The sequence below is a fragment of the Streptomyces sp. NPDC020192 genome, from assembly GCF_044388685.1.
GTDB lineage: Bacteria > Actinomycetota > Actinomycetes > Streptomycetales > Streptomycetaceae > Streptomyces.
Map to the genome: position 1 here is coordinate 376596 of NZ_JBIRXG010000002.1, position 25365 is coordinate 401960.

Consider the following 25365-nt stretch of genomic DNA (forward strand, 5'->3'; position numbering starts at 1 on the left):
ACTGGCGTTGCGCTAATCGCAATCCGTTTCGCTATACGCACCGAGGTGTCATGATGATTCCCGCGTGCCGTCTCGCGGATCTGCCGCGAGGCGAGGCCCACCGGCTCGACATCGACCCGCCGGTGTCGGTGTTCCACACCGACGACGGCGAGCTCTTCGCCATCGACGACACCTGCACCCACCAGGACGCGTCGCTCGCCGACGGCTGGCTGGAGGGCTGTGAGGTGGAGTGTCCGCTGCACGCCTCGAAGTTCGACCTGAGGACCGGAGCCGTGGACGCACCCCCCGCCAAGCGTCCGGTCCGCACCCACGAGGTCGTCGTCGAGGACGGCATGATCCATGTGCGGCTCTCCACCCAGGCGCCCAACCTGCCGCCGTGCGTCACCGCCCGCCTGGCCGGAGGCCCCGCGTGAGGACCGTGGCCGTCGTAGGAGCCTCGCTGGCCGGACTGTCGGCCGCGCGCTCGCTGCGCAAGCGGGGCTACGACGGCCGCCTGGTCCTCGTCGGCGAGGAACCGCACCGCCCCTACGACAGGCCGCCGCTGTCCAAGGAGTTCCTGGCCGGCACCATCGGCGAGGCCGAACTGGCGCTGGAGCGGGACGACGAGGACCTCCAGGCGGAGTGGGTGCTCGGCACCCGCGCCACCGGACTCGACCGCAGCGAGCGGGCGATCCGGCTCGCCGACGGCCGGGAGATCCGGGCCGACGGCGTGGTCATCGCCACCGGCGCGGCCGCCCGCACCCTGCCCGGCACCGAGGGCCTCGCCGGCGTCCATGTGCTGCGCACCCTGGACGACGCCCGCGCCCTGCGGGACGAACTGGCCCTGGGCGGACGGCTGGTGGTGATCGGCGGCGGATTCATCGGCGCCGAGGTCGCCTCCACGGCGTACACCCTCGGCCTCGACGTCACCGTGGTCGAGGCGGCACCCACCCCGCTGGCCGGACCCCTCGGCCCGGCCATGGGCGGCATCGTCTCCGCCCTCCACGCGGACCACGGCGTACGACTGCTGTGCGGCGTGGGAGTCAAGGGGCTCGGTGGGGAGCGGCGCGTGGACGCCGTACTGCTCGAGGACGGCCGCACCCTTCCCGCCGACATCGTCGTCGTCGGCGTGGGCGCGCGGCCCTGTGTCGACTGGCTCCAGGGGTCCGGCGTCGCACTCGACAACGGCGTGAAGTGCGGCGCCGACGGCCGTACGACTCTGGCCGGGGTGGTCGCCGTGGGCGACTGCGCCAACTGGTACGACCCGCACACCGGCCTCCACCGCAGGGTCGAGCACTGGACCGGCGCGCTGGAACGGCCGGACGCCGCCGTCGCCACGCTCCTCGCGGGCGGTGCCACGGAGCCGGGGGTGCCCCGGCCGCCGTACTTCTGGTCGGACCAGTACGGCGTGCGGATCCAGTTCGTCGGCCATGCCGCCGGGGCCGACGACGTGACGATCGAGGAGGGATCCGCGGACGCCCGCAGCTTCCTCGCCGTCTACCGGCGCGCGGGCCGGCCGGTCGCCGCGCTCGGGATGAACCAGCCGAGGCTGTTCACCCGCTGGCGCAAACAGCTCACCTCCGCGGCGACCGTGTCCTGACATGGCCACGGATCGACGTACCCACGTACTGACGCCACGACGTTTCCCGAGGAGTGCACCGTGACCTCGACCAGCCTGCCGGACAGCCTGATCGCCACCCTCCCCGGCTCCGCCTACACGGACCCCGGCATCTTCGCCCAGGAACAGGAGCGCATCTTCGAGGCGATGTGGTTCTGCGTCGCGCGCTCGTCCGACCTGGCCAAACCCGGTGCCTTCCGCACCGTCGACGTGGGCCGCGAGAGCATCCTCGTCACCCGCGCCCGGGACCACTCGATCCGGGCCTACTTCAACGTCTGCCGGCATCGCGGAGCCAAGCTCTGCACCGAGGACACGGGCGAGGTCAAGCGCGCCTTCCAGTGCCCGTACCACGCCTGGACGTACGACCTCGACGGCAAGCTCGTCGCGGCCCCCAACCTCACCAAGATGCCCGACGTCGGCCGCACCGAGTACGGCCTGGTCGGCGTGGCCGTCCGGGAATGGCTCGGCTATGTGTGGGTGTGCCTCGCGGAGAACCCGCCCTCCTTCGAGGAGGACGTCATGGGGGCCGTCGTCGAGCGGCTCGGCGACACCGAGTCGATCGACCACTACGACATCGCGAGACTCTCGGTGGGCAAGCGGATCGTCTACGACGTCAGGGCGAACTGGAAGCTCATCGTCGAGAACTTCATGGAGTGCTATCACTGCGCCACGATCCACCCCGAACTCACCGAGGTGCTCCCGGAGTTCGCCGACGGCTACGCCGCCCAGTACTACGTCGGCCACGGCGCCGAGTTCGGCGCGGACATCGAGGGCTTCACCGTGGACGGCTCCGAGGGGCTCGACCGCATCCCGGGGGTGTCCGAGGACCAGGACCGCCGGTACTACGCGATCACCGTCAAACCGCAGGTGTTCATCAACCTGGTGCCCGACCACGTGATCTTCCACCGGATGTACCCCGTCGCCGTCGACCGCACGGTGGTGGAGTGCGACTGGCTCTATCTGCCGGATGTCGTGGCGAGCGGCAAGGACGTCAGCCGGTCCGTGGAGCTGTTCGACCGGGTCAACCGGCAGGACTTCGACGCCTGCGAGCGCACCCAGCCGGGGATGAGTTCGCGGCTGTACGCCAAGGGCGGTGTGCTCGTGCCCAGTGAGCACCACATCGGTGCCTTCCACGACTGGGTGAACGAGCGTCTCGGCGCACCCAGGCCGGAGTGACGGGCCGCCCGTGGCCCGCGCGGGGGGCGAGCGCGGGCCGTACGGCGGTCGTACGGTGTGCGCTCAGCCCAGGTATCCCATGCGGTGGCTGACTTCCTCCGCGCCCTTGACCAGCACCGGAGCCAGCTCGTGCATACGCTCCTCGGTGAACCGGTACGCCGGCCCGGACGCGCTGATCGACGCGATGACCTGGCCCTCCCGGTCCCGGATCGGCGCGGCCATGGCGTGCAGCCCGATCTCCAGCTCCTCCAGGGTCCAGGCGTAACCGCGCTCCCGGGCCTCGGCGAGGTTCTTCTCCAGCTTCGCCTTCGAGGAGATCGTGTGCGGGGTCAGCTTCTTCAGGCCGGCCTCCGTCAGCAGTGCGGCGCGCTCCTTGGCGGGCAGGTGGGCCAGCATGATCTTGCCGCTGGAGGTGGCGTGCAGCGGGGTCAGCTGGCCGACCCAGTTGTGCGCGGTGACGGCGGCCTGGCCGCGCACCTGGTAGAGGTTGATCGCGTAGTGCTCCTGCATCACGGCGATGTTGACCGTCTCGCCGATCTCCTCGGCCAGCCGCTCGCACACCGGCCGGCCCTGCTGGGTGATGTCGATACGGCCGGTGACGGCGCCCGCCAGGCGTACGATGCCGAAGCCGAGGGAGTATTTGCCCCGTTCGCCCGACTGTTCCACCAGGCCGCGCGCCTCCAGGGCGCCGAGCAGGCGGAACGCGGTCGACTTGTGCACATCGATCTCGGCGGCCACCTCGCTCACGCCCGCCTCGCCGCGCTGGGCCAGGATCTCGAGGACGCTGATGGCCCGGTCGACGGACTGCACTCCGCCGGACGGTGACCCGTTGGTTTCGGTATCCGGACTGTAGTTGCTCATAACGGAACTATACGCGCAGTAAACAACGCGCCAGCAAGTAACGCGGTGTGAACAAAAATCTTACAAGTTGCGTTGTTCGCAACCTGGTGCACATTGCGATACCCGTACTAGCATGCCGCGCATATCGACGGCGCGAGCGAGACGAGGCGACCTATGGCTCCTCTGCACTACGACTTCGTCATCGTCGGAGGTGGTTCGGCCGGCAGCGCACTGGCGAACCGGCTCTCGGCCGACCCCGGCAACCGGGTGCTCGTCCTGGAGGCGGGCCGCTCCGACTACCCCTGGGACGTCTTCATCCACATGCCCGCGGCCCTCACCTACCCCATAGGCAGCCGCTTCTACGACTGGAAGTACGAGTCCGAGCCCGAGCCCCACATGGGCGGCCGCCGGATCTACCACGCCCGCGGCAAGGTGCTCGGCGGTTCCAGCAGCATCAACGGCATGATCTTCCAGCGCGGCAACCCCATGGACTACGAGCGCTGGGCCGCCGATCCCGGCATGGAGACCTGGGACTACGCCCACTGTCTGCCGTACTTCCGGCGCATGGAGAACTGTCTGGCGGCCGACCCGGACGACGAGTTCCGCGGCCATGACGGGCCCCTCGTCCTCGAACGCGGTCCGGCGACGAATCCGCTGTTCACCGCCTTCCTCAAGGCCACCCAGGAGGCGGGCTACGCCCCCACGGACGACGTGAACGGCTACCGGCAGGAAGGGTTCGCCAAGTTCGACCGCAACGTCCACCGCGGACGCCGGCTGTCGGCCTCGAAGGCGTACCTCAAGCCCGCGACGAAGCGGCCGAACCTCACCGTGACGACACGTGCCCTCGTCACCCGGGTGCTCTTCGAGGGCAAACGGGCGGTCGGCGTCGAGTACCGGCGCGGCAAGGGCGCACCCCGGCAGGTGCGCGCCGGCGAGGTCATCCTGTGCGGCGGCGCGATCAACTCGCCGCAGCTGCTCCAGCTCTCCGGCGTCGGCAACGCCGCCGAGCTGGCCGCCCTCGGCATCGACGTCGTCCACGACCTGCCCGGCGTCGGCGAGAACATGCAGGACCACCTGGAGGTGTACGTCCAGTACGCCTGCAGGCAGCCCGTCTCCATGCAGCCGTACATGGCGAAGTGGCGCGCCCCCTTCATCGGCCTGCAGTGGCTGTTCCGGAAGGGGCCCGCGGCCACCAACCACTTCGAGGCGGGCGGCTTCGCCCGCAGCAACGAGGACGTGGACTACCCCAACCTGATGTTCCACTTCCTGCCGGTCGCCGTCCGCTACGACGGCTCCTCGCCGGCCGGCGGCCACGGCTACCAGGTGCACGTCGGGCCCATGTACTCGGACGCCATCGGCTCGGTGAAGATCAGGAGCAAGGACCCGCGGGAGAAGCCCGCCCTGCGCTTCAACTACCTCTCCACCGAGCAGGACCGCCGTGAGTGGGTCGAGGCGATCCGGGTGGCCCGCAGGCTCCTCAACCAGCCCGCGCTCGCCGCCTACAACGGCGGTGAGGTCTCGCCCGGACCCTCCGTCGAGACCGACGAGGAGATCCTCGCCTGGGTCGCCAAGGAGGGCGAGACCGCCCTGCACCCGTCCTGCACCTGCAAGATGGGCACCGACGAGATGGCCGTGGTCGACCCGCTGACCCTGCGGGTGCACGGACTGGACGGGCTGCGCGTGGTGGACGCGTCGGTGATGCCGTACGTCACCAACGGCAACATCTACGCGCCGGTGATGATGATCGCCGAGAAGGCGGCCGACCTCATCCTCGGCAGGGAGCCGCTGGAGCCCTCCAAGGCCGCGTACTACCGGCACCGCGACGCCCATGAACAGGCCGGGTAGCCGGTGGGCGCCGAGACGCTGCGGGCGCTGCTCGCCCGCGTCCGCTACGAGGTGCTCCCGGCGAGGGCGACGGAGGAGAAGGTCCTGGCCCATGTGCCCCGCGACGTCGTGGTCACGGTCACGGCGTCGCCGGTCAAGGGGCTGGAGCCGACCCTCACCCTGACCGAGCGGCTCGCGGCACACGGCTACCGTGTCGTCCCGCATGTGCCCGCCCGACTGCTGCGGGACGACACACATCTGAAGGACGTGACCGAGCGCCTGCGTGCGGCGGGGGTGGACGACCTCTTCGTGCCGGCGGGCGACGCCGACCCGCCGGCCGGGCCGTACCACGGAGCCCTGCCCGTGCTGCGCCGGCTGAGCGAGCTGGGCAGGCCCTTCGCGGAGCTGGGGATCACCGGCTATCCGGAGAGCCATCCGCTCATCCACGACGACATCACCATCCAGTCGATGTGGGACAAGCGGACGCACGCCACGTACATCGTCAGCAACCTGTGCTTCGACCCGCGCGTGCTCGGCGACTGGATCAACCGGATCCGGCGCCGTGACGTCACCCTGCCCGTGTACGTCGGCGTCGCCGGGCCCGTGCAGCGGACCAAGCTGCTGGCCATGGCGACGAAGATCGGGGTGGGGGAGTCGACGCGCTTTCTCGCCAAGCACGCGTCCTGGTTCCTGCGGTTCGCGGCACCCGGTGGATACGTCCCGGAACGACTGCTCGACCGCGGCGCGGAGGTGTTCACCAGGCCGTCGGCGGGAGTGGCCGGTCTGCACCTGTTCACCTTCAACCAGATCGCCGAGACGGAGCGCTGGCGGCGAGCGGTGCTGGACCGGCTGGGCGCCTGAAACCGGCAGCCGCCGACCCCTTGACGGCGTCGGCTCAGTCGGTCAGGGTGTTCCACCACAAGCAATGAATTGCACAATGCGCAACGACTTCGTGCGAAGGGCGCGGCTGTGGCAGATCTGTATGTGGCCGGAGAATGGCGTGATCCGGTGGCCGGCGGTCACCGGGAGATCCGCTGTCCGGCGGACGGCACGCTCGTCGCGACGGTCTCGGAGGGCACCCGCCCCGACACCGAGGCGGCGATCGCCGCGGCCCGGCGGGCCTTCGACGAGGGCCCCTGGCCGCGCACCCCCGAGCGTGAGCGCGGCGCACTGCTGCTGCGCACCGCCGACATCATCGAGCGCGACGCCAAGGAGTTCGCCCGCGCCGAGTCCCTCGACACCGGCAAGCGCCTGGTCGAGAGCGAGTACGACATCGCCGACGTCGTCTCCTGCTTCCGCTACTACGGCGGCATCGCCGGCACCAGCGCCGGCCGGGTGGTCGACACCGGCCGCGACGACGCCCTCAGCCGGGTCACCTACGAGCCCGTCGGCGTTTGCGGACTGATCACCCCGTGGAACTACCCGCTGTTGCAGGCCAGTTGGAAGGTCGCCCCGGCCCTCCTGGCGGGCAACACGGTCGTCCTGAAGCCCAGCGAGCTGACGCCCTCCACCTCGGTCCTGCTGATGAAGGCGCTGGAGGAGGCCGGGCTGCCGGCCGGCGCCGCCAACCTCGTCCTCGGCACCGGACCCGAGGTCGGCGCACCGCTGTCCGAGGACCCGGCCGTGGACATGGTCTCCTTCACCGGCGGTCTGGAGACGGGCAAGCGGATCATGGCCACCGCCGCCGCGACGGTGAAGAAGGTCGCGCTGGAACTCGGCGGCAAGAACCCCAACGTCGTCTTCGCCGACGCCGACTTCGAGACCGCCGTCGACTTCGCTCTCACCGCCGTCTTCCTGCACTCCGGGCAGGTCTGCTCGGCCGGCGCCCGCCTGATCGTCGAGGACTCGCTGCACGACGCCCTCGTGGACGAGGTCGTACGCCGCGCCCGGCTGATCCGGCTGGGCGGGCCCTTCGACCCCGAGGCCGAGGCCGGGTCGCTGATCTCCGCGCAGCACCGGGAGAAGGTCGAGGCGTACGTCGCGGCGGGCCTCGCCGAGGGCGCCGTACTGCGCTGCGGCGGCGCACGCCCCGCCGACCCCGCGCTCGCAGGAGGCTTCTACTACCCGCCCACCGTCCTGGACGAGTGCCGGCAGGACATGCGTGTGGTGCACGAGGAGTCCTTCGGCCCCGTGCTCACCGTCGAGCGCTTCCACGACGAGGGCGACGCCGTCCGCATCGCGAACGACACGGAGTACGGCCTCGCCGGGGCCGTGTGGACGCAGGACGCGGGCAAGGCCCAGCGGGTCGCCCGCCGGCTGCGCCACGGCACCGTGTGGATCAACGACTACCACCCCTATGTGCCGCAGGCCGAGTGGGGTGGTTTTGGGCACTCCGGCGTGGGCCGTGAGCTGGGGCCGACCGGCCTCGACGAATACCGGGAGCCCAAGCACGTCTGGCAGAACATCCAACCCCGGCCGCAGCACTGGTTCCGCGGCTGAACGCCGAAGAGAGGTCGACCATGGCCCCAGCTCAGACCGAGGTGTCGCAGCGGCGCGACACGTCGCAGAACCCCCAGGACCGCACGCCGGTCATCTCCGTGCGCCGGCTGTGGAAGGTGTTCGGGCCGAAGGCCGACCAGGTGCCGGGCTCCGAGGAACTGTGCGGACTCACCCGCCGCGAGCTCATGGACCGCACCGGGTGCACCGCCGCCGTACGGGATGTGAACTTCGAGGTCTCGCCCGGCGAGGTCTTCGTCGTCATGGGCCTGTCCGGCTCCGGCAAGTCCACCCTGGTGCGATGTCTCACCCGGCTGATCGAACCCACCGCCGGCGAGATCGTCTTCGAGGGCGAGGACATCCGCGGCGCCGACGCCGGACGGCTGCGCGAACTGCGGCGCAGCAAGTTCTCGATGGTCTTCCAGCACTTCGGGCTGCTGCCGCACCGCAAGGTCGTCGACAACGTGGCGTTCGGCCTGGAGATCCGGGGCATGGGCAAGGCCGAGCGCACCAGGAAGGCCCTGGAGACCGTCGAACTGGTGGGTCTCGCCGGATACGAGAACTCCTACCCCGACCAGCTCTCCGGCGGTATGCAGCAGCGCGTCGGACTCGCCCGCGCCCTCGCCGGCGACCCCGACGTCCTCTTCTTCGACGAGCCGTTCTCGGCGCTCGACCCGCTGATCCGCCGCGACATGCAGAGCGAGGTCATCCGGCTGCACCACGAGGTCGGCAAGACCATGGTGTTCATCACCCACGACCTCTCCGAGGCCCTCAAGCTGGGCGACCGCATCCTGATCATGCGGGACGGCAAGATGGTCCAGTGCGGCACCGGCGACGAACTGGTCGGCGCCCCCGCCGACGACTACGTACGCGACTTCGTCAAGGACGTGCCGCGCGGCGACGTGCTCACCCTGCGCTGGATCATGCGCCCGGCACAGCCCGAAGACGCCCTCGACGGGCCCGAGTTGGGCCCTGACGTGGTGGTGCGCGAGGCCACCCGGGCGGTGCTGGCCGCCGAGAAGCCGGTCAAGGTGGTCGAGGGCGGCAAGCTGCTCGGCATCGTCGGCGACGAGGAGATCCTCGCCGTCGTCGCCGGACAGGAAGGCGGTGCGTGATGGCCGTCGCCGCCGACGCGACCGCGCCGGTCGCGACGATACGTAAGAGGGTCAGCCGCCCCATGGTGGTGGCGGGGATCCTGCTCGCCTGGCTGGTGCTCTTCGCCGTCCTGCGTGGCCGGCAGACGCTGACCCTCGCGGCAGCCGACCTCACCGGACTGCACCGCTGGCTGAACGACCTCAACGACAGCATCGGGGCCAACCGCAACTCCAACCCGCTCTTCCTGTACTTCTTCAACGAAATCCGGCTGGCCATCGACAACCTGGTGACCTTCGTCCAGTCCCTGATCTCCCAGCCCACCGGCACCCGGCCCGTCCCGCAGATCGGCTGGCTCGGCGTCGTCGGCATCACCGGCTATGTCTCCTGGGCCGTGGGCAACTGGCGGGTCGCCCTGCTGGCCGTGGCCGGCTTCACCTTCTTCGGGCTGCAGGGGCTGTGGCAGGAGAGCATGGACACCCTGGCGCTGACCCTGTCGGCCGTCATCGTGGCGCTGCTCATCGGCATCCCGCTCGGCGTGTGGGCGGGCTTGTCCGACCGGTTCAACCGGGTCATGACGCCCTTCCTGGACTTCATGCAGACGATGCCGACCTTCGTCTACCTCGCCCCGCTCACCCTGATCTTCCTCATCGGCGGGGCCTCCGCCGTGATCACCACGGTGATCTACGCGGCACCGCCCGCCATCCGCATCACCGCCCACGCCATCCGCTCGGTGCCCGAGACCACCGTCGAGGCGGCGGACTCGCTCGGTACGACACGCACGCAGCAACTGGTGAAGGTGCTGCTGCCGATGTCCAAGCGGACCGTGGTCATGGGCGTCAACCAGACCATCATGGCCGCCCTGGCCATGGTGACCATCGCCGCCCTGATCGATGCACCCGGCCTCGGCAAGACCGTCGTCCAGGCCCTGCAGTCCCTCGACGTCGGCACCGCCTTCAACGCCGGCCTCGCCATCGTCGTCATGGCGATCGTGCTCGACCGGGTCACCACGGCCGCGGCCGCGCGCACCGAGGCGGCCCGGCGCACCGGCGGCGGCCTGCTGAAGTGGCGCCGGCCGCTGCTGGCGGCAGGCGGGATCGCGGTCGCCGTCCTGGTCTATCTGTCCCACACCTACGTCTGGGCGGCCGAGTTCCCCGGCAGCGGCAGCACCGGCAGTCACATCGCGAGCGCGGCCGACACCACGACCACCTGGCTCCAGGACCACCTCTCGGGCCTGACCAACGCCCTGCGGGACGCCATCACCAATGGTCTGCTCAACCCGTTCCAGACCCTGCTCACCGACTCCCCATGGTGGCTCGTCGGCATCACCCTGGTCGCGCTCGGCGCGGTGCTCGGCGGCCGCTGGGCCGCGGCGACGGCCGCCGTGTGCGTCGGTCTGCTCGTCGGCACCGGCCTGTGGTCGGACAGCATGACCACCCTCGCCTCGACCGCCGTGGCCACCGTGCTGGTCATGCTGCTCGGCGCCGTCTTCGGCGTGTGGATGGGGCGCAGCCGGCTGGTGGACCGGCTGGTGCGGCCCACCCTGGACGCCGCACAGGTCATGCCGCCGTTCGTCTACCTCGTGCCGTTCCTGGCCCTCTTCGGCGCCACCCGGTTCACCGCGATCGTCGCGGCCGTCGTCTACGCGGCGCCCGTCGCCATCAAGATCATCGCGGACGGTGTGCGGAACGTGCCCGAGTCCACCGTGGAGGCGGCCACCTCGGCCGGGTGCAACACCTGGCAGATCATCACCAAGGTCCAGCTGCCGATGGCACGCAGCGCCCTGACACTCGCGACCAACCAGGGCCTGATCTATGTGCTGTCGATGGTTGTGGTCGGCGGCCTGGTAGGGGCCGGCGCCCTCGGCTACGACGTCGTGGCCGGGTTCTCGCAGGGACAGCTGTACGGCAAGGGGCTGGCGGCGGGGCTCGCCATCGTACTGCTGGGAGTCATGTTCGACCGGATCACTCAGGCTGCGGCCCGACGCACCAGGGCATAAGGAGCACGACACCATGGCAAGACACTGGCGAGCCGGCGCGGCCGGCCTGGCCGTCCTCGGCCTCACCCTCACGGCCTGCTCGGGGGCGAAGGTCGGCGACAGCACCTCCGCGGGCGCGAAGTCCTCGAACGGCAAGTGCGGCACCTTCAACCTGGCCGTCAACCCCTGGGTGGGCTACGAGGCGGACGCGGCGGTCGTCGCGTACGTCGCGCAGCACGACCTCGGCTGTACGGTCAACAAGAAGGACCTGAAGGAGGAGATCGCCTGGCAGGGCTTCGGGACCGGTGAGGTCGACGCCGTCCTGGAGAACTGGGGCCACGACGACCTGAAGAAGAAGTACATCACCGGCCAGAAGACGGCCGTCGAAGCCGGCTCGACGGGCAACAAGGGCGTCATCGGCTGGTTCGTGCCGCCGTGGCTGGCCAAGGCCCACCCGGACATCACCGACTGGAAGAACCTCGACAAGTACGCCGACAAGTTCAAGACCTCCGAGTCGGGCGGCAAGGGCCAGCTCCTCGACGGGGACCCCTCCTATGTCACCAACGACGCGGCACTGGTCAAGAACCTGAAGCTGAACTTCAAGGTGGTGTACGCGGGCAGCGAGACCGCGCTCATCCAGGCGTACCGGACGGCCGAGAAGAACAAACAGTGGTTGATCGGCTACTTCTACGAACCGCAGTGGTTCCTGTCCGAGGTGCCCCTGGTGAAGGTCAACCTGCCTGCCTACACGACCGGTTGCGACGCCGACGCGGCGAAGGTGGCCTGTGACTACCCCGTCTACGACCTGGACAAGATCGTCAGTGCGAGCTTCGCCAAGTCGGGCAGCCAGGCGTACAACCTGGTGAAGAACTTCCACTGGACCAACGACGACCAGAACACCGTCGCCAAGTACATCGCGGTGGACAAGATGTCGGACGACGCGGCGGCCAAGAAATGGGTCGACGCGAACCGCGACAAGGTCGACGCCTGGCTGAAGTAGCACCGGGGTCGAACAAGGGCCTCCGAACACGCCCGGCAGGCGGTGTGCGCACATGTGCACCGCCTGCCGGGCATTGCCGTGTTCAGGGCCGTTTTCCTCGCGTCACCGCCCCCTTGACACCCCTCCTCGACGACAGGACCATTGAGTTGCGCAACCTGAATCACGTTGCGTAAAGAGCAACTAGGCCGGTCTCAAGTTCGGAGGTTGGGCGATGGCGGGACCCCGAGTGGTGATCATCGGAGCGGGCGTCGTAGGAGCGGCCCTGGCGGACGAGATCTCCGCGCGCGGCTGGACCGAAGTGACCGTGGTCGACCAGGGCCCCCTCCCGGCGACGGGCGGCTCGTCCTCGCACGCGCCGGGCCTGGTCTTTCAGACGAACCCCTCGAAGACCATGACGGAGCTGGCCCGCTACACCGTCGAGAAGTTCTGCTCCCTCGAGGTCGACGGCAAGCCGTGCTTCCTCCAGGTCGGCGGCCTCGAAGTGGCCACCACCCCCGAGCGCCTCACCGAGCTGCACCGCCGGCACGGCTGGATCACCGCCTGGGGCATCGAGGCACGCCTGCTGACCCCCGACGAGTGCGTGGAGCGGCACCCGCTGGTCAACCGCGACCGGGTCCTCGGCGGCCTCCTCGTGCCCACCGACGGCCTCGCCAAGGCCGTCCTCGCCGTCGAGGCCCAGATCCGCCGGGCCACCGAACGCGGCGTGCGCTTCCTCGCCCGCCACGAAGTCCTCGACGTGCGGCAGGCCGACGGCCGCGTCACCGGCGTGCTGACCGACCAGGGCGAGATCCCCGCCGACATCGTGGTGTGCTGCGCCGGCATCTGGGGCCCGAAGATCGCCCGCATGGTCGGGATGAACCTACCGCTCACCCCGCTCGCCCACCAGCTCGCCTGGACCGGCCCGGTCCCCGCCCTCGCCGGCCAGACCGAGGAGGCCGTCCGCCCGATCCTGCGCCACCAGGACGCCGACCTCTACTACCGCGACCGCTACGACGGCCTCGGCATCGGCTACTACGGCCACCGCCCCATGCCCATCTCCGCCGACGCCATCCTCTCCGTCGACGAGGCCGAGGAGATGCCGTCGGTCCTCAAGTTCACCGAGGAGGACTTCGAGGACGCCTGGACCGAGACCCAGTCGCTGCTCCCCGCGACCCGTGAGGCCAAGGTCGAGGAGGGCATCAACGGCCTCTTCTCCTTCACCACCGACGGCTACCCGCTGCTCGGCGAGTCCCCGGACGTCAAGGGCTTCTGGGTCGCCGAGGCCGTGTGGGTCACCCACTCCGCCGGCGTCGGCCGGGCCGTCGCCGAGTGGCTGGTCGACGGCCACTGCTCCTCGTTCGACCTGCACGAGTGCGACGTCAACCGCTTCGAGCCGCACCAGCTGTCCCCGGAGTACGTCCTGGCCCGCGACTGCCAGAACTTCGTCGAGGTCTACGACATCCTCCACCCCCTCCAGCCGTCCGGCGCGCCGCGCCCGATCCGCACCAGCCCCTTCCACACCCGTCAGCGGGAACACGGCGCGTTCTTCCTGGAGGCGAACGGCTGGGAACGCCCGCAGTGGTACGAGGCCAACGCGGGCCTGGCCGACGGCCGTTCGATCCCCACCCCCAACGACTGGGCCGCCCGCTACTGGTCGCCCATCGTCGGCGCCGAGGCCCAGGTCACCCGCGAGACCGTCGCGCTGTACGACATGACCGCCCTCAAGCGCCTGGAGGTTAGCGGCCCCGGTGCCGCCGACTTCCTGGAGCGGCTGGTCACCGGCAAGGTCGCCAAGTCGGTCGGCTCGGTGACGTACACGCTGCTGCTGGACCACGACGGCGGCATCCGCAGCGACGTCACCGTCGCCCGCCTCGCCCGCGACCTCTTCCAGGTCGGCGCCAACGGCAACCTCGACCTCGATTGGTTCATCCGCCACCTGCCCGTCGACGGCACGGTGCAGGTCCGCGACATCACGCCCGGCACCTGCTGCATCGGCCTGTGGGGCCCGCTCGCCCGCGAGGTGCTGCAGCCGCTCACCGACGCGGACTTCTCCAACGAGGGCCTGAAGTACTTTCGCGCCAAGCGCGCCTACATCGGCTCGGTGCCGGTCACCGCGATGCGGCTGTCGTACGTCGGCGAGCTCGGCTGGGAGCTCTACACGACCGCCGACCAGGGCCTGAAGCTCTGGGACACCCTGTGGGCGGCGGCTGAGCCGCTGGGCGGCGTCATCGCCGGCCGTGGCGCCTTCAACAGCCTCCGTCTGGAGAAGGGGTACCGCTCCTTCGGCACCGACATGACCTACGAGCACGACCCCTACGAGGCCGGCGTCGGCTTCGCCGTCAAGCTCGACAAGGGCGACTTCATCGGCAAGGAGGCGCTGGAGCGCCGCAAGGCCGACGTGCGCCGCAGGCTGACCTGCCTCACCATCGACGACCCGCGGGCGGTCGTCCTCGGCAAGGAGCCGGTGTACGACGGCGACCGCGCCGTCGGCTACGTGACCAGCGCCGCCTACGGCTACACCATCGGCAAGGGCATCGCCTACGCCTGGCTCCCGGCGGACCTGGCCACCCCCGGCACCACCGTGCACATCGGCTACTTCGACCGGCGCGTGGAGGCCGTCGTGGCCGAGGAGCCGCTGTTCGACCCGACCATGTCCCGCCTTCGTGGCTAGCCCAGGGGAAGGAACACCACCGGTGACCGCACAACTCCTCGACGGCAAGGCGACCGCTGCCGCGGTCCGTGGTGAACTCACGGAGCGCGTGGCCAAGTTGACCGCCACCACCGGCCGCCCGCCCGGACTCGGCACGGTCCTCGTCGGTGACGACCCGGGCAGCCACGCCTACGTCGCCGGAAAGCACCGCGACTGCGCGCAGGTGGGCATCGCCTCGCTCCGCCGTGAACTGCCCGCCGACGCGACCCAGCGGCAGGTCGAGGACGTCATCGACGACCTCAACGCCGACCCGGCCTGCACCGGCTACATCGTCCAGCTCCCGCTTCCGCGCCACCTGGACACCAACGCCGTGCTCGCCCGCATGGACCCCGCCAAGGACGCCGACGGCCTGCACCCGGTCAACCTCGGCCGGCTCGTCCTCGGCGTGGACGCCCCGCTGCCCTGTACCCCGCGCGGCATCGTGGAACTGCTGCGCCGGTACGACGTCCCGCTGGCCGGAGCGCGCGTGTGCGTGATCGGCCGGGGCATCACCGTGGGACGGCCCATCGGACTGCTGCTCACCCGCCGGTCCGAGAACGCCACCGTCATCCTCTGCCACACCGGAACCAGGGGCCTGGCCTGGCACGTGCGCGAGGCGGACATCGTCGTCGCGGCGGCCGGCTCGCCCGGACTGATCACCAAGGACATGCTGCGCCCCGGCGCGGCCGTCCTGGACGTCGGCATCACCCGCACCGAGCACGGGCTGGTCGGCGACGTCCACCCGGAGGCCGCCGAGGTCGCCGGATGGCTCGCGCCGATGCCCGGGGGAGTGGGACCCATGACCCGGGCGATGCTGCTCGCCAATGTCGTCGAGGCCGCCGAGAGGAACGCGAACCCCGCATGAACGCGCTGAACACGCCCCTGGCCGAGCTGGACCCCGAGGTCCACGCCGCCCTCCGCGCCGAGCTGAACCGCCAGCAGTCCACCCTGGAGATGATCGCCTCCGAGAACTTCGCGCCCACCGCCGTGATGGAGGCGCAGGGCTCGGTCGCCACCAACAAGTACGCCGAGGGCTACCCCGGCCGCCGCTACTACGGCGGCTGCGAACACGTCGACGTCACCGAGCGCCTGGCCATCGAACGCGTCAAGTCGCTCTTCGGGGCGGGCTTCGCCAACGTCCAGCCGCACTCGGGCGCCCAGGCCAACACCGCCGTCTTCTTCGCCCTGCTCCAGCCCGGCGACACCGTCCTCGGCCTCGACCTCGCGCACGGCGGTCACCTCACCCACGGCATGCGCATCAACTACAGCGGCAAGATGCTCAACGTCGTGCCCTACCACGTCTCCGAGACGGACAACCTCGTGGACATGGACGAGGTGGAGCGGCTCGCCAAGGAGCACCGGCCCAAGATGATCATCGCGGGCTGGTCGGCGTACCCCAGGCAGCTGGACTTCGCCGCCTTCCGCCGGATCGCCGACGAGGTCGGTGCCCTCCTCATGGTCGACATGGCGCACTTCGCGGGCCTGGTCGCCGCCGGACTGCACCCCAGCCCCGTGCCGCACGCGCACGTGGTCACCACCACGACCCACAAGACGCTCGGCGGTCCGCGCGGCGGAGTCATCCTCACCAACGACGCCGACCTCGCCAAGAAGCTCAACTCGGCGGTGTTCCCGGGCATGCAGGGCGGCCCGCTGGAGCACGTCATCGCGGCGAAGGCGGTCTCCTTCAAGGTCGCGGCATCGCCCGAGTTCGCGGAACGGCAGGCCCGTACCCTCGCCGGCGCCCGCATCCTCGCCGAGCGCCTCACCCGGCCCGACGCGGCCGGGGCCGGAGTGAAGGTGCTGACCGGCGGCACGGACGTCCACCTGGTCCTGGTGGACCTGCGGGACTCGCAACTGGACGGCCGGCAGGCCGAAGATCTCCTTCACCGGATCGGCATCACCGTCAACCGCAACGCCGTCCCCTTCGACCCGCGCCCGCCCATGGTCACCTCCGGCCTGCGCATCGGCACCCCGGCGCTGGCCACCCGGGGCTTCACCGAGGAGGACTTCGCCGAGGTCGCCGACGTGATCGCGCTGGCCCTCCAGCCCGAGCCGGACGTACCCGCCCTGCGCGCCCGCACCGAGGCCCTGGCGGCCAAGCACCCGCTCTACCCGCACCTCTCGCACGACGGAGCCGCCCGATGAGCCCCCGCACCCCCGGCGCCGACCTGCCCGACCACCCCGACTGGCTCTGGCGCACCCCCGAGCCCAAGCGGTCGTACGACGTGGTGATCGTGGGCGGTGGCGGCCACGGCCTGGCCACCGCGCACTACCTGGCCAAGAACCACGGCATCACCAACGTCGCGGTCCTGGAGAAGGGCTGGCTCGCGGGCGGCAACATGGCCCGCAACACCACGATCATCCGCTCCAACTACCTGTGGGACGAGAGCGCGGGCATCTACGAGCACGCGCTCAAGCTGTGGGAGGGGCTGGAGGAGGAGCTCGACTACCCCATCCTCTTCTCCCAGCGCGGCGTGCTGAACCTCGCCCACAGCCTGCAGGACGTCCGCGACAGCGTGCGCCGGGTCGAGGCGAACCGGCTCAACGGCGTCGACGCCGAATGGCTCGACGCCGAGCAGGTCAAAGAGGTCTGCCCGATCGTCAACATCTCACCCGACGTGCGCTACCCGGTCCTCGGCGGCACCTACCAGCCGCGCGCCGGCATCGCCAAGCACGACTACGTCGCCTGGGGCTTCGCCCGCTCGGCGGACGCCGCCGGCATCGACATCATCCAGAACTGTGAGGTCACCGGCCTGGACGTGGTCGACGGCCGAGTGGTCGGCGTCCAGACCACCCTCGGCCCGATCGCCGCGGGCAAGGTGGCCCTGTGCTCGGCCGGCCACACCTCGGTCCTCGCCGCCATGGCGGGCATCCAACTCCCGCTCCAGAGCCACCCGTTGCAGGCGCTGGTGTCGGAGCTGCTGGAGCCGGTGCACCCGACCGTGGTGATGTCCAACGCCGTCCACGTGTACGTCAGCCAGGCGCACAAGGGCGAGCTGGTCATGGGCGCGGGCATCGACGCGTACAACTCGTACACCCAGCGCGGCGCGTTCCACATCATCGAGGAGCAGATGTCCGCCGCCCTGGAACTCTTCCCGGTCTTCGCCCGCGCCCACGTACTGCGCACCTGGGGCGGCATCGTCGACGTCAGCCCCGACGCCTCGCCCATCGTCGGCCTCACCCCGGTCGACAACCTCTACCTCAACTGCGGCTGGGGAACCGGCGGCTTCAAGGCCACCCCCGGCGTCGGCTGGGTCTACGCCCACACCATCGCCCACGACACCCCGCACGCCCTCAACGCCCCCTTCTCGCTCGACCGTTTCACCACCGGCGCGCTCGTCGACGAGCACGGCGCGGCCGCGGTGGCCCACTAGGGAGCCCAACCATGCTGCTGATCCCCTGCCCGTGGTGCGGGCCCCGCGACGAGGCCGAGTTCCACTACGGCGGCCAGGCCCATGTGCCGTATCCGGAGGACCCGTCGGCCCTGACCGACGAGGAGTGGGCCACGTACCTCTTCTTCCGCGACAACCCGAAGGGCCCCTTCGCCGAGCGCTGGACCCATGCGGCGGGCTGCCGCAGGTGGTTCAACGCGGTGCGGAACACCGCGACGAACGAGATCCTCGCCGTGTACCGGACGGGCGAGCCGCGCCCGGTCACCTCTCAGCTGAGTCCGGCACAACCAGCCCGTCTGGGGGTACCCCCTCTGGGGGAGCTTGAGGGCGAGGCCGTTCAGGCCGAAGGGGGGTCCGGGGGCGCAGCCCCCAGCGGGGTCGAAGGGGCAGCGCCCCTGGAGGACGGGACGGGCAGGGGCGGCCGGGGCGACCATCCCTTCCGCACCCCCACCGGCGGCCGCATTGCTCGCGACACCCCCCTCACCTTCATCTTCGACGGCACCGAATACCAGGGCTACCGCGGCGACACCCTCGCCTCCGCCCTCCTCGCCAACGGCGTCATCCAGGCCGCCACCAGCATCAAGCTCGGCCGCCCCCGCGGCATCTTCTCCGCCGGCGTCGAGGAACCCAACGCGGTCGTCCAGATCGAGGCCCCCTTCCCCGAACCCATGCTCCCCGCCACGACCGTCGAGCTCTACGACGGCCTGGTCGCGAGCAGCCTCCCCGGCCAGGGCCGCCTCGCCACGGAACCCGACCCCGCCCGCTACGACGCCGTACACGCGCACTGCGACCTGCTGGTCGTCGGCGCCGGCCCGGCCGGCCTCGCGGCCGCGGCGGCGGCAGCGCACACCGGCGCACGCGTCATCCTCGCCGACGACCAGCCGGAACCCGGCGGCAGCCTGCTCGGCACCGGGGAACACCTCGACTGGGTGGAGACGACACGCGCCCGGCTGGAAGCCGCCCCCGAGGTACGCGTCCTGTCCCGGACCACCGTCTTCGGCCACTACGACGACAACCACCTCCTCGCCGTCGAGCGCCGTACCAACCACCTCGGCGCCGAAGCCCCGGCCCATGTCTCCCGCGAGCGGGTCTGGCGCATCCGCGCCCGGCGCGTTGTCCTCGCCACCGGCGCCCACGAGCGCTCGCTGGCGTTCGGCGACAACGACCGCCCCGGCGTGATGCTGGCCGCCTCGGCCCGGACGTATCTGCACCGGTACGGCGTCCTGCCGGGCCGGCACGCGGTCGTGTTCACCACCAACGACAGCGCCTACGCCGCCGCGCTCGACCTGGCGGCGGCCGGAGTGGACGTCGCGGCGATCGTCGACACCCGCCCCGAGCCGGGTGAGTGGGCCGAGCGGGCCCGGTCCGCCGGGATCGAGGTGCTGGCCGGCCACGCGGTCACCGGCACGCAGGGCGGGGCCCGCCTCACCGCGGTGACGGTCGCCCCGTTCGGGGAGTCCGCCGGACAGCGGGAGTTCGCCGTCGACCTGCTCCTGGTCGCCGGCGGCTGGAACCCGGTCGCCCACCTGTTCAGCCAGGCGGGCGGCAAGCTCCGCCACGACGACGTGCTCGGCACGTTCGTCCCCGACAGCTGCCGTCAGGCCGTCGAGGCGGCGGGCAGCGCGAACGGGGCCCTCGACCTCGCCACGGCTCTCGCGCAGGGCGCGGCGGCCGGTGCCCGCGCGATCGGGGCGGAGGGCTACACGGCCCAGGCGCCCGCCCTTCCGGCCGTGGCCGCCCAGCCGTACACCCCGCCCATGCAGGTCTTCACCGTTCCGAGTGCCACCGATGCCCCCCGGTTCGTCGACCTCCAGCGTGACGTCACGGTCGACGACCTGGCGCGGGCGACCGGGGCGGGCCTGCACTCGGTGGAGCACACCAAGCGTTACACCACGGCCGGTACCGCCAACGACCAGGGCAGGACGGGCGGAGTCCTGGCGAGCGGGGTGGTCGCCGAACTCCTCGGCGTGGACGTCTCGGCGCTCGGCCTGCCCACCTTCCGGCCGCCGTACACGCCTGTCTCCTTCGCGACGCTCGCGGGCCGGGACCGTGGTGCGCTGCACGACCCGATCCGTACGACCGCGCTGCACGGCTGGCATGTCGAGCACGGCGCGCTCTTCGAGAACGTCGGCCAGTGGAAGCGGCCCTGGTACTACCCGCGGGCGGGCGAGGACATGGAGACCGCCGTGCTGCGCGAGTGCCGCTCCGCCCGCGAGGGCGTGGCCTTCATGGACGCCTCCACGCTCGGCAAGATCGACGTCCAGGGCGCGGACGCCGCGCAGTTCCTCGACCTGCTCTACACCAACATGATGAGCACCCTGAAGGTCGGCATGATCCGCTACGGCGTGATGTGCCGCCCGGACGGGATGGTGTTCGACGACGGCACGGTCATCCGGCTCGCCCAGGACCGCTTCCTGGTCACCACCACGACCGGCAACGCGGCGGCCGTGCTGGACTGGATGGAGGAGTGGCTGCAGACCGAGTGGCCCGATCTGCGGGTGCACTGCACGTCGGTCACCGAGCAGTGGGCGACCGTGGCGCTGGTCGGCCCGCGTTCGCGCGAGGTTCTCGGCTCGCTGGCACCCCAACTGGCCGTGAGCAACGAGGACTTCCCCTTCATGGCGTGGCGCGGGACGACGGTCGCCGGCCTCGACGCGCGCGTGTGCCGGATCAGCTTCTCCGGCGAACTCGCCTACGAGATCAATGTGTCGCCCTGGGACGCCCTCGAGCTGTGGGAGGCCGTGTACGAGGCAGGCGCCCCGTACGGCATCACCCCGTACGGCACCGAGACGATGCACGTCCTGCGCGCCGAGAAGGGCTACCCGATCATCGGCCAGGACACCGACGGCACGGTCACCCCGCACGACCTCGGCATGAGCTGGGCCGTGTCGAAGAAGAAGCCCGACTTCATCGGCAAGCGCTCCTACGCCCGCGCCGACACCGTACGCCCCGACCGCAAGCACCTGGTCGCGCTGCTCCCGGAGGACTCCGGCGCCTTCCTCCCGGAGGGCACGCAACTGGTCGCCGACAGCGAACTGCCCGCCCCGCCCGTGCCGATGCTCGGCCACGTCACCTCCAGCTACCGCAGCGCGGCGCTCGGCCGGACCTTCGCGCTCGCCCTGATCAAGGGTGGCCGGGACCGGATCGGCGAGCGCCTCTACGCACCCGTCGGCGACCGGCTGCTGCCGGTGACCGTCGCCAGTCCCGTCCTCTACGACCCCGAGGGAGCCCGCCGCGATGGCTGACACCGCCCAGATCGCCCGGCAGCGCAGCCCGTTGGCGCATGCCGCCGACCGCCTGGCCGCCGTGACCCGCTCCTCCGGGGGCGCGGTCCGGCTGGCCGAAGTCCCCTTCCTGGCCCAGCTGAACGTCCGCCTCGACGCCAAGAGCCCGGCGGCGGACGCCGTAGGACTCGCCCTCGGCCTCCAACTGCCCCTGGAATCCAACACGGTGGTCCGAGCCGCTGACCTGACCGCGGTATGGCTGGGCCCGGACGAATGGCTGGTGGTGGGACAGCCCGGCGCCCAGCGGGAGTTGGAGAGCCGGATCCGTGTGGCGGCGGGCGACGAGCACGTCTCGGTGACCGACGTCTCCGCCCAGCGCACCACCCTCCTGGTCACCGGCCCCCGCGCCCGCGACCTGCTGTCCCACGGCTGCTCGCTGGACCTCCACCCGAGCGCCTTCGGTCCCGGCCGCTGCGCCCAGACGACCCTGGCCCGCGCCCAGGTCGTCCTGGTCGCCCGCGACGAGACCAGGGCGGGCTTCTGGGTCCTGGTGCGCTCCACCTTCGCGGGCTACCTGACGGACTGGCTGCTGGACGCGGCGGTGGAGTACACCGATGGGCCGGCGGCCGGTTCCGCCGCCTGATCGCTCCGCTCGGTACAGGAGGAGGCGGGCCGCATCGCCGGTGACGGCGTCGGCCCGCCTCGCTCGCTCGCCGCCGGCAGCGGCTCTCAGCCCAGGTGGCCCATCCGGTGGCTGATCTCCCGCGCGCCCTGGAGCAGGGCCGGTGCGAGCTCGTGGAGGCGCTCCTCGGTGAAGCGGTACGCCGGTCCCGAGGCGCTGAGGGCGGCGATGACCTCGCCGTCCCGGGCGCGGATCGGCGCCGCGATGGCGTGCAGCCCGATCTCCAGTTCCTCCAGCGTCACCGCGTAGCCACGCTCGCGTGCCTCGGCGAGGTTCTTCTCGAGCTTCGTCCTGGCGGTGAGGGTGTGCGGCGTCAGCCTCTGCAACCCGGAGGCCGCGAGCACGCGGTCCCGGGCCGGCGCCGACAGGTGGGCCAGCAGGATCTTGCCGCTGGACGTGGCGTGGACCGGGGTGAGCTGACCGACCCAGTTGTGCGTGCCGACCGCGCCGGGGCCGCGTACCTGGTAGAGGTTGACCGCGTAATGCTCCTGGAGGACCGCGATGTTGACGGTCTCGCCGATCTCCTCGATCAGCCGCTCGCACACCGCCCGGCCCTGCTGGGTGACGTCGAGCCGGCCCGTGACCGCGCCCGCGAGGCGCACGATCCCGAAGCCCAGCCGGTACTTGCCCCGTTCGGCCGCCTGCTCGACCAGACCGCGTGCCTCGAGCGCGCCGAGCAGACGGAACGCGGTCGACTTGTGGACGTCGATCTCGGCGGCGACCTCACTGACGCCCGCCTCGCCGCGCTGGGCCAGAATCTCCAGGACGCTTACCGCACGGTCGACGGACTGCACCCCGTTCACAGCGGGACCCGCTGTTTCGCCATCTGCCGGGTAGTTGCTCATAGCGCAACTATACGCAAGCGGAGGTGTGCGGCGAGGGGACACGGTGACTGTTCGGGGGGTCCGTTGGGCACTGGACGCCGACTGTCCCCCCCGGCACTCTAGGACTGCCCATTCGTCAGCGGAAGACGACCGTGCAGCGGCCGTTGACCAGCACACGGTTCTCGCTGTGCCACTCCACGGCGCGGGCGAGCACCTGGGCCTCGACGTCACGGCCGAGGGTGACCAGTTCGTCCGGGGCGTGCGAGTGGTTCACGCGGACGACGTCCTGCTCGATGATCGGGCCTTCGTCGAGGTCGGGCGTGACGTAGTGCGCCGTGGCGCCGACGAGCTTGACGCCGCGCTGGTGCGCCTGGACGTACGGCTTGGCCCCCTTGAAGCTCGGCAGGAAGGAGTGGTGGATGTTGATGGCCCGGCCGTCGAGCTTCTTGCAGAGGTCGTCGGAGAGGATCTGCATGTACCGGGCGAGCACCACGAGGTCGATGTCCAGCTCGTCGACGAGCTGCAGCAGCCGGGCCTCCGCCTCCGCCTTGGTCTGGGGCGTCACCGGGATGTGGTGGAAGGGGATGCCGTAGTTCTGCGCCAGGGGCTCGAAGTCGCGGTGGTTGGAGACGATCGCCGGGATGTCGATGTTGAGCGCGCCCGTGGACCTGCGGAAGAGCAGGTCGTTCAGGCAGTGGCCGAACTTGGACACCATCATGAGCGTGCGGGTCGGGGTCGCGGCGTCGCGCAGCTGCCAGGTGATCCGGTAGGCCTCGGCGACCGGGGCGAAGCCGGTGTGCAGATCCTCCAGTGAGACCCCCGGATCCGAGACGTCGAAGTGCACCCGCATGAAGAAGCGGTCCTGAAGCCGGTCGTCGAACTGCTGGCTCTCCAGGATGTTGCCGGAGTGCGTGACGAGATACGTGCTCACGGCGTGGACGAGACCGGCCCGGTCAGGGCACGAAAGGGTGAGGACGAACTCGCGGCCGGGCTGCGGTCGAGGAGACATGACATCCTCCCTGGGTGCGCAATGCGCAACGGTGTGGGTTATATGCAACATGGTCGGGCGCGAGTGGGTGACTGGTCAAGAGCGCCGCCGGCCTCTTCTTCGGCGCCGTCACCGGCAAGCGGCGCAGCGCCACGCCAGGACAGCCCGCCGGAGGGCGGCGCCTCTTGACAGGGGTCCCCCTGGAGCGGACAGTTTCACCGAGTGTTGCTTATGGCAATGCACAGCGCGTAATACGCAACAGCTCCCACCTTCGGTCGTCGCGCCCGGCGACTTCGTCGTCCTCAACTGGTGTGCGGTGTGCGGAAAGTGCCGGTCCTGTCACCGGGGCAAGCCGTGGTACCGGGAAGGACCGAGCTGTCCCCGGCCCTGGCCATCGGCACCACCGATCACCCCATCGCCCTCTTCGACCCGCGCCGCGTGCGCGTCCGACACGTCCCGAGGTGACACCGATGACCACGACCGATCTGCCCTCGAGCCTGATCTCCACCCTGGCCGGGGAGTACTACACCGACCCCGCCGTCTTCGCGCTGGAGCAGGAGCGCGTCTTCGAGGCCATGTGGTTCTGTGTGGCGCGGGCCGCGGAGCTGGACAGGCCCGGTCGGTTCCGCACCTGTCAGGTCGGCCGGGAGAGCGTGCTGGTCTCCCGCTCCCGGGACGGCTCGGTCAAGGCGTTCCTGAACATCTGCCGGCACCGCGGCGCCAAGCTGTGCACCGAGGAGTCCGGCGAGGTCAAGCGGGCCTTCCAGTGCCCGTACCACGCCTGGACGTACGGCCTGGACGGCAAGCTGGTCGCCGCGCCCAACCTGACCTCGATGCCGGACCTCGACCGGACCGCGTACGGCCTGGTCAACGTCCATGTGCGGGAGTGGCTGGGCTATGTGTGGGTGTGCCTGGCCGACAACCCGCCGTCCTTCGAGCAGGACGTCATCGGGGCCGTGATCGAGCGGCTGGGCGACACCGAGTCGATCGAGAACTACGGCATCGAGGACCTCAAGGTCGGCCGGCGCATCGCCTACGACGTGAGGGCCAACTGGAAGCTCGTCATCGAGAACTTCATGGAGTGCTACCACTGCGCCACCATCCACCCCGAACTCACCGAGGTCCTGCCGGAGTTCGCCGACGGCTACGCGGCGCAGTACTACGTCGGACACGGCGCGGAGTTCGGCGAGGAGGTCAGGGGCTTCACCGTGGACGGCTCCGAGGGCCTGGACCGCATTCCCGGGGTCGCCGAGGAGCAGGACCGGCGCTACTACGCCATCACCGTCAAGCCGCAGGTCTTCATCAACCTCGTGCCCGACCACGTGATCTTCCACCGGATGTACCCGCTGGCGCACGACCGCACGGTGATGGAGTGCGACTGGCTCTACCTGCCGCACGTCGTCGAGAGCGGCAAGGACGTGGACCGGTCGGTGGAACTCTTCCACCGCGTCAACCAGCAGGACTTCGACGCCTGTGAGCGCACCCAGCCCGGGATGAGCTCGCGCGCCTACACCAAGGGCGGTGTCCTGGTGCCCAGCGAGCACCACATCGGCGAGTTCCACACCTGGCTGCGGGACAAACTCGACGTACGGCCCGTCGGCTGACCCCGCAGCCGCCCCCTACCGCCCGTCCACCTGCCGCTCG

At 70.7% G+C, this 25365-nt stretch carries 19 protein-coding genes; 16 read left to right on the forward strand and 3 right to left on the reverse strand.

The window, feature by feature from the left end:
* Positions 1 to 50 precede the first annotated feature (50 nt).
* From ACH47Z_RS06180 to ACH47Z_RS06190, 3 genes are read left to right on the forward strand one after another with little or no spacing between them, the layout of a single operon-like run.
* Complete coding sequence (locus ACH47Z_RS06180) at positions 51 to 413, forward strand: bifunctional 3-phenylpropionate/cinnamic acid dioxygenase ferredoxin subunit (RefSeq protein ID WP_399071035.1); 363 nt, start codon at positions 51 to 53, stop codon at positions 411 to 413.
* A complete protein-coding gene (locus tag ACH47Z_RS06185) occupies positions 410 to 1579 on the forward strand; it encodes an NAD(P)/FAD-dependent oxidoreductase (protein ID WP_399071038.1) in 1170 nt (389 codons plus the stop codon). The genes ACH47Z_RS06180 and ACH47Z_RS06185 overlap by 4 nt, the downstream gene beginning before the upstream one ends.
* 60 nt (positions 1580 to 1639) lie before the next feature.
* Complete coding sequence (locus ACH47Z_RS06190) at positions 1640 to 2773, forward strand: aromatic ring-hydroxylating dioxygenase subunit alpha (protein WP_399071040.1); 1134 nt, start codon at positions 1640 to 1642, stop codon at positions 2771 to 2773.
* Positions 2774 to 2836: 63 nt separating this feature from the next.
* Here ACH47Z_RS06190 and ACH47Z_RS06195 read toward each other — a convergent pair whose 3' ends face one another.
* A complete protein-coding gene (locus ACH47Z_RS06195) occupies positions 2837 to 3634 on the reverse strand; it encodes an IclR family transcriptional regulator (RefSeq protein ID WP_399071042.1) in 798 nt (265 codons plus the stop codon).
* Positions 3635 to 3787: 153 nt separating this feature from the next.
* Between ACH47Z_RS06195 and betA the strand changes: the two genes are divergently transcribed.
* The 12 genes from betA (at position 3788) to ACH47Z_RS06255 (ending at position 21870) form a co-directional block, all read left to right on the forward strand.
* Complete coding sequence (betA, locus tag ACH47Z_RS06200; RefSeq protein WP_399071044.1) at positions 3788 to 5458, forward strand: choline dehydrogenase; 1671 nt, start codon at positions 3788 to 3790, stop codon at positions 5456 to 5458.
* Between the two features lie 3 nt (positions 5459 to 5461).
* Complete coding sequence (locus tag ACH47Z_RS06205) at positions 5462 to 6298, forward strand: 5,10-methylenetetrahydrofolate reductase (RefSeq protein ID WP_399071046.1); 837 nt, start codon at positions 5462 to 5464, stop codon at positions 6296 to 6298.
* A 108-nt stretch (positions 6299 to 6406) separates the two neighbouring features.
* Positions 6407 to 7876: an aldehyde dehydrogenase family protein gene (locus ACH47Z_RS06210; RefSeq protein ID WP_399071048.1), complete on the forward strand. Its 1470-nt coding sequence runs from the start codon at positions 6407 to 6409 to the stop codon at positions 7874 to 7876.
* A 20-nt stretch (positions 7877 to 7896) separates the two neighbouring features.
* A complete protein-coding gene (locus tag ACH47Z_RS06215; protein ID WP_399071049.1) occupies positions 7897 to 8988 on the forward strand; it encodes a glycine betaine/L-proline ABC transporter ATP-binding protein in 1092 nt (363 codons plus the stop codon).
* The gene (locus ACH47Z_RS06220; RefSeq protein ID WP_399071051.1) at positions 8988 to 10964 is read left to right on the forward strand and encodes an ABC transporter permease; all 1977 of its coding nucleotides are present in this window, start codon (positions 8988 to 8990) and stop codon (positions 10962 to 10964) included. Before ACH47Z_RS06215 ends, ACH47Z_RS06220 begins: the two co-directional genes overlap by 1 nt.
* Before the next feature lie 13 nt (positions 10965 to 10977).
* The gene (locus ACH47Z_RS06225; protein ID WP_399071053.1) at positions 10978 to 11943 is read left to right on the forward strand and encodes an ABC transporter substrate-binding protein; all 966 of its coding nucleotides are present in this window, start codon (positions 10978 to 10980) and stop codon (positions 11941 to 11943) included.
* A 211-nt stretch (positions 11944 to 12154) separates the two neighbouring features.
* Positions 12155 to 14593 carry an FAD-dependent oxidoreductase gene (locus ACH47Z_RS06230; protein ID WP_399071055.1) on the forward strand — a complete coding sequence of 813 codons (2439 nt, stop codon included), beginning with the start codon at positions 12155 to 12157 and terminating at the stop codon, positions 14591 to 14593.
* Between the two features lie 22 nt (positions 14594 to 14615).
* Positions 14616 to 15476 (forward strand): bifunctional methylenetetrahydrofolate dehydrogenase/methenyltetrahydrofolate cyclohydrolase, encoded by an 861-nt coding sequence (locus tag ACH47Z_RS06235; RefSeq protein WP_399071057.1) that lies wholly within the window; start codon positions 14616 to 14618, stop codon positions 15474 to 15476.
* The gene (gene glyA / locus ACH47Z_RS06240; protein WP_399071059.1) at positions 15473 to 16756 is read left to right on the forward strand and encodes a serine hydroxymethyltransferase; all 1284 of its coding nucleotides are present in this window, start codon (positions 15473 to 15475) and stop codon (positions 16754 to 16756) included. The genes ACH47Z_RS06235 and glyA overlap by 4 nt, the downstream gene beginning before the upstream one ends.
* Positions 16753 to 17985 carry a sarcosine oxidase subunit beta family protein gene (locus tag ACH47Z_RS06245; RefSeq protein WP_399071061.1) on the forward strand — a complete coding sequence of 411 codons (1233 nt, stop codon included), beginning with the start codon at positions 16753 to 16755 and terminating at the stop codon, positions 17983 to 17985. Before glyA ends, ACH47Z_RS06245 begins: the two co-directional genes overlap by 4 nt.
* Positions 17986 to 17996: 11 nt before the next feature.
* The gene (locus tag ACH47Z_RS06250; RefSeq protein ID WP_399071063.1) at positions 17997 to 21248 is read left to right on the forward strand and encodes a sarcosine oxidase subunit delta family protein; all 3252 of its coding nucleotides are present in this window, start codon (positions 17997 to 17999) and stop codon (positions 21246 to 21248) included.
* Positions 21241 to 21870, forward strand: a complete 630-nt coding sequence (locus ACH47Z_RS06255; protein WP_399071066.1) for a sarcosine oxidase subunit gamma — start codon at positions 21241 to 21243, stop codon at positions 21868 to 21870. The genes ACH47Z_RS06250 and ACH47Z_RS06255 overlap by 8 nt, the downstream gene beginning before the upstream one ends.
* 86 nt (positions 21871 to 21956) lie before the next feature.
* On the opposite strand, the gene ACH47Z_RS06260 is transcribed toward ACH47Z_RS06255, so the two are convergent.
* Positions 21957 to 22754 carry an IclR family transcriptional regulator gene (locus ACH47Z_RS06260; RefSeq protein WP_399071068.1) on the reverse strand — a complete coding sequence of 266 codons (798 nt, stop codon included), beginning with the start codon at positions 22752 to 22754 and terminating at the stop codon, positions 21957 to 21959.
* 115 nt (positions 22755 to 22869) lie between these two features.
* Positions 22870 to 23742 carry a formyltetrahydrofolate deformylase gene (purU, locus tag ACH47Z_RS06265; RefSeq protein ID WP_399071070.1) on the reverse strand — a complete coding sequence of 291 codons (873 nt, stop codon included), beginning with the start codon at positions 23740 to 23742 and terminating at the stop codon, positions 22870 to 22872.
* Positions 23743 to 24191: 449 nt separating this feature from the next.
* Between purU and ACH47Z_RS06270 the strand changes: the two genes are divergently transcribed.
* A complete protein-coding gene (locus ACH47Z_RS06270) occupies positions 24192 to 25325 on the forward strand; it encodes an aromatic ring-hydroxylating dioxygenase subunit alpha (RefSeq protein WP_399071072.1) in 1134 nt (377 codons plus the stop codon).
* The last annotated feature ends 40 nt before the right edge of the window (positions 25326 to 25365 follow it).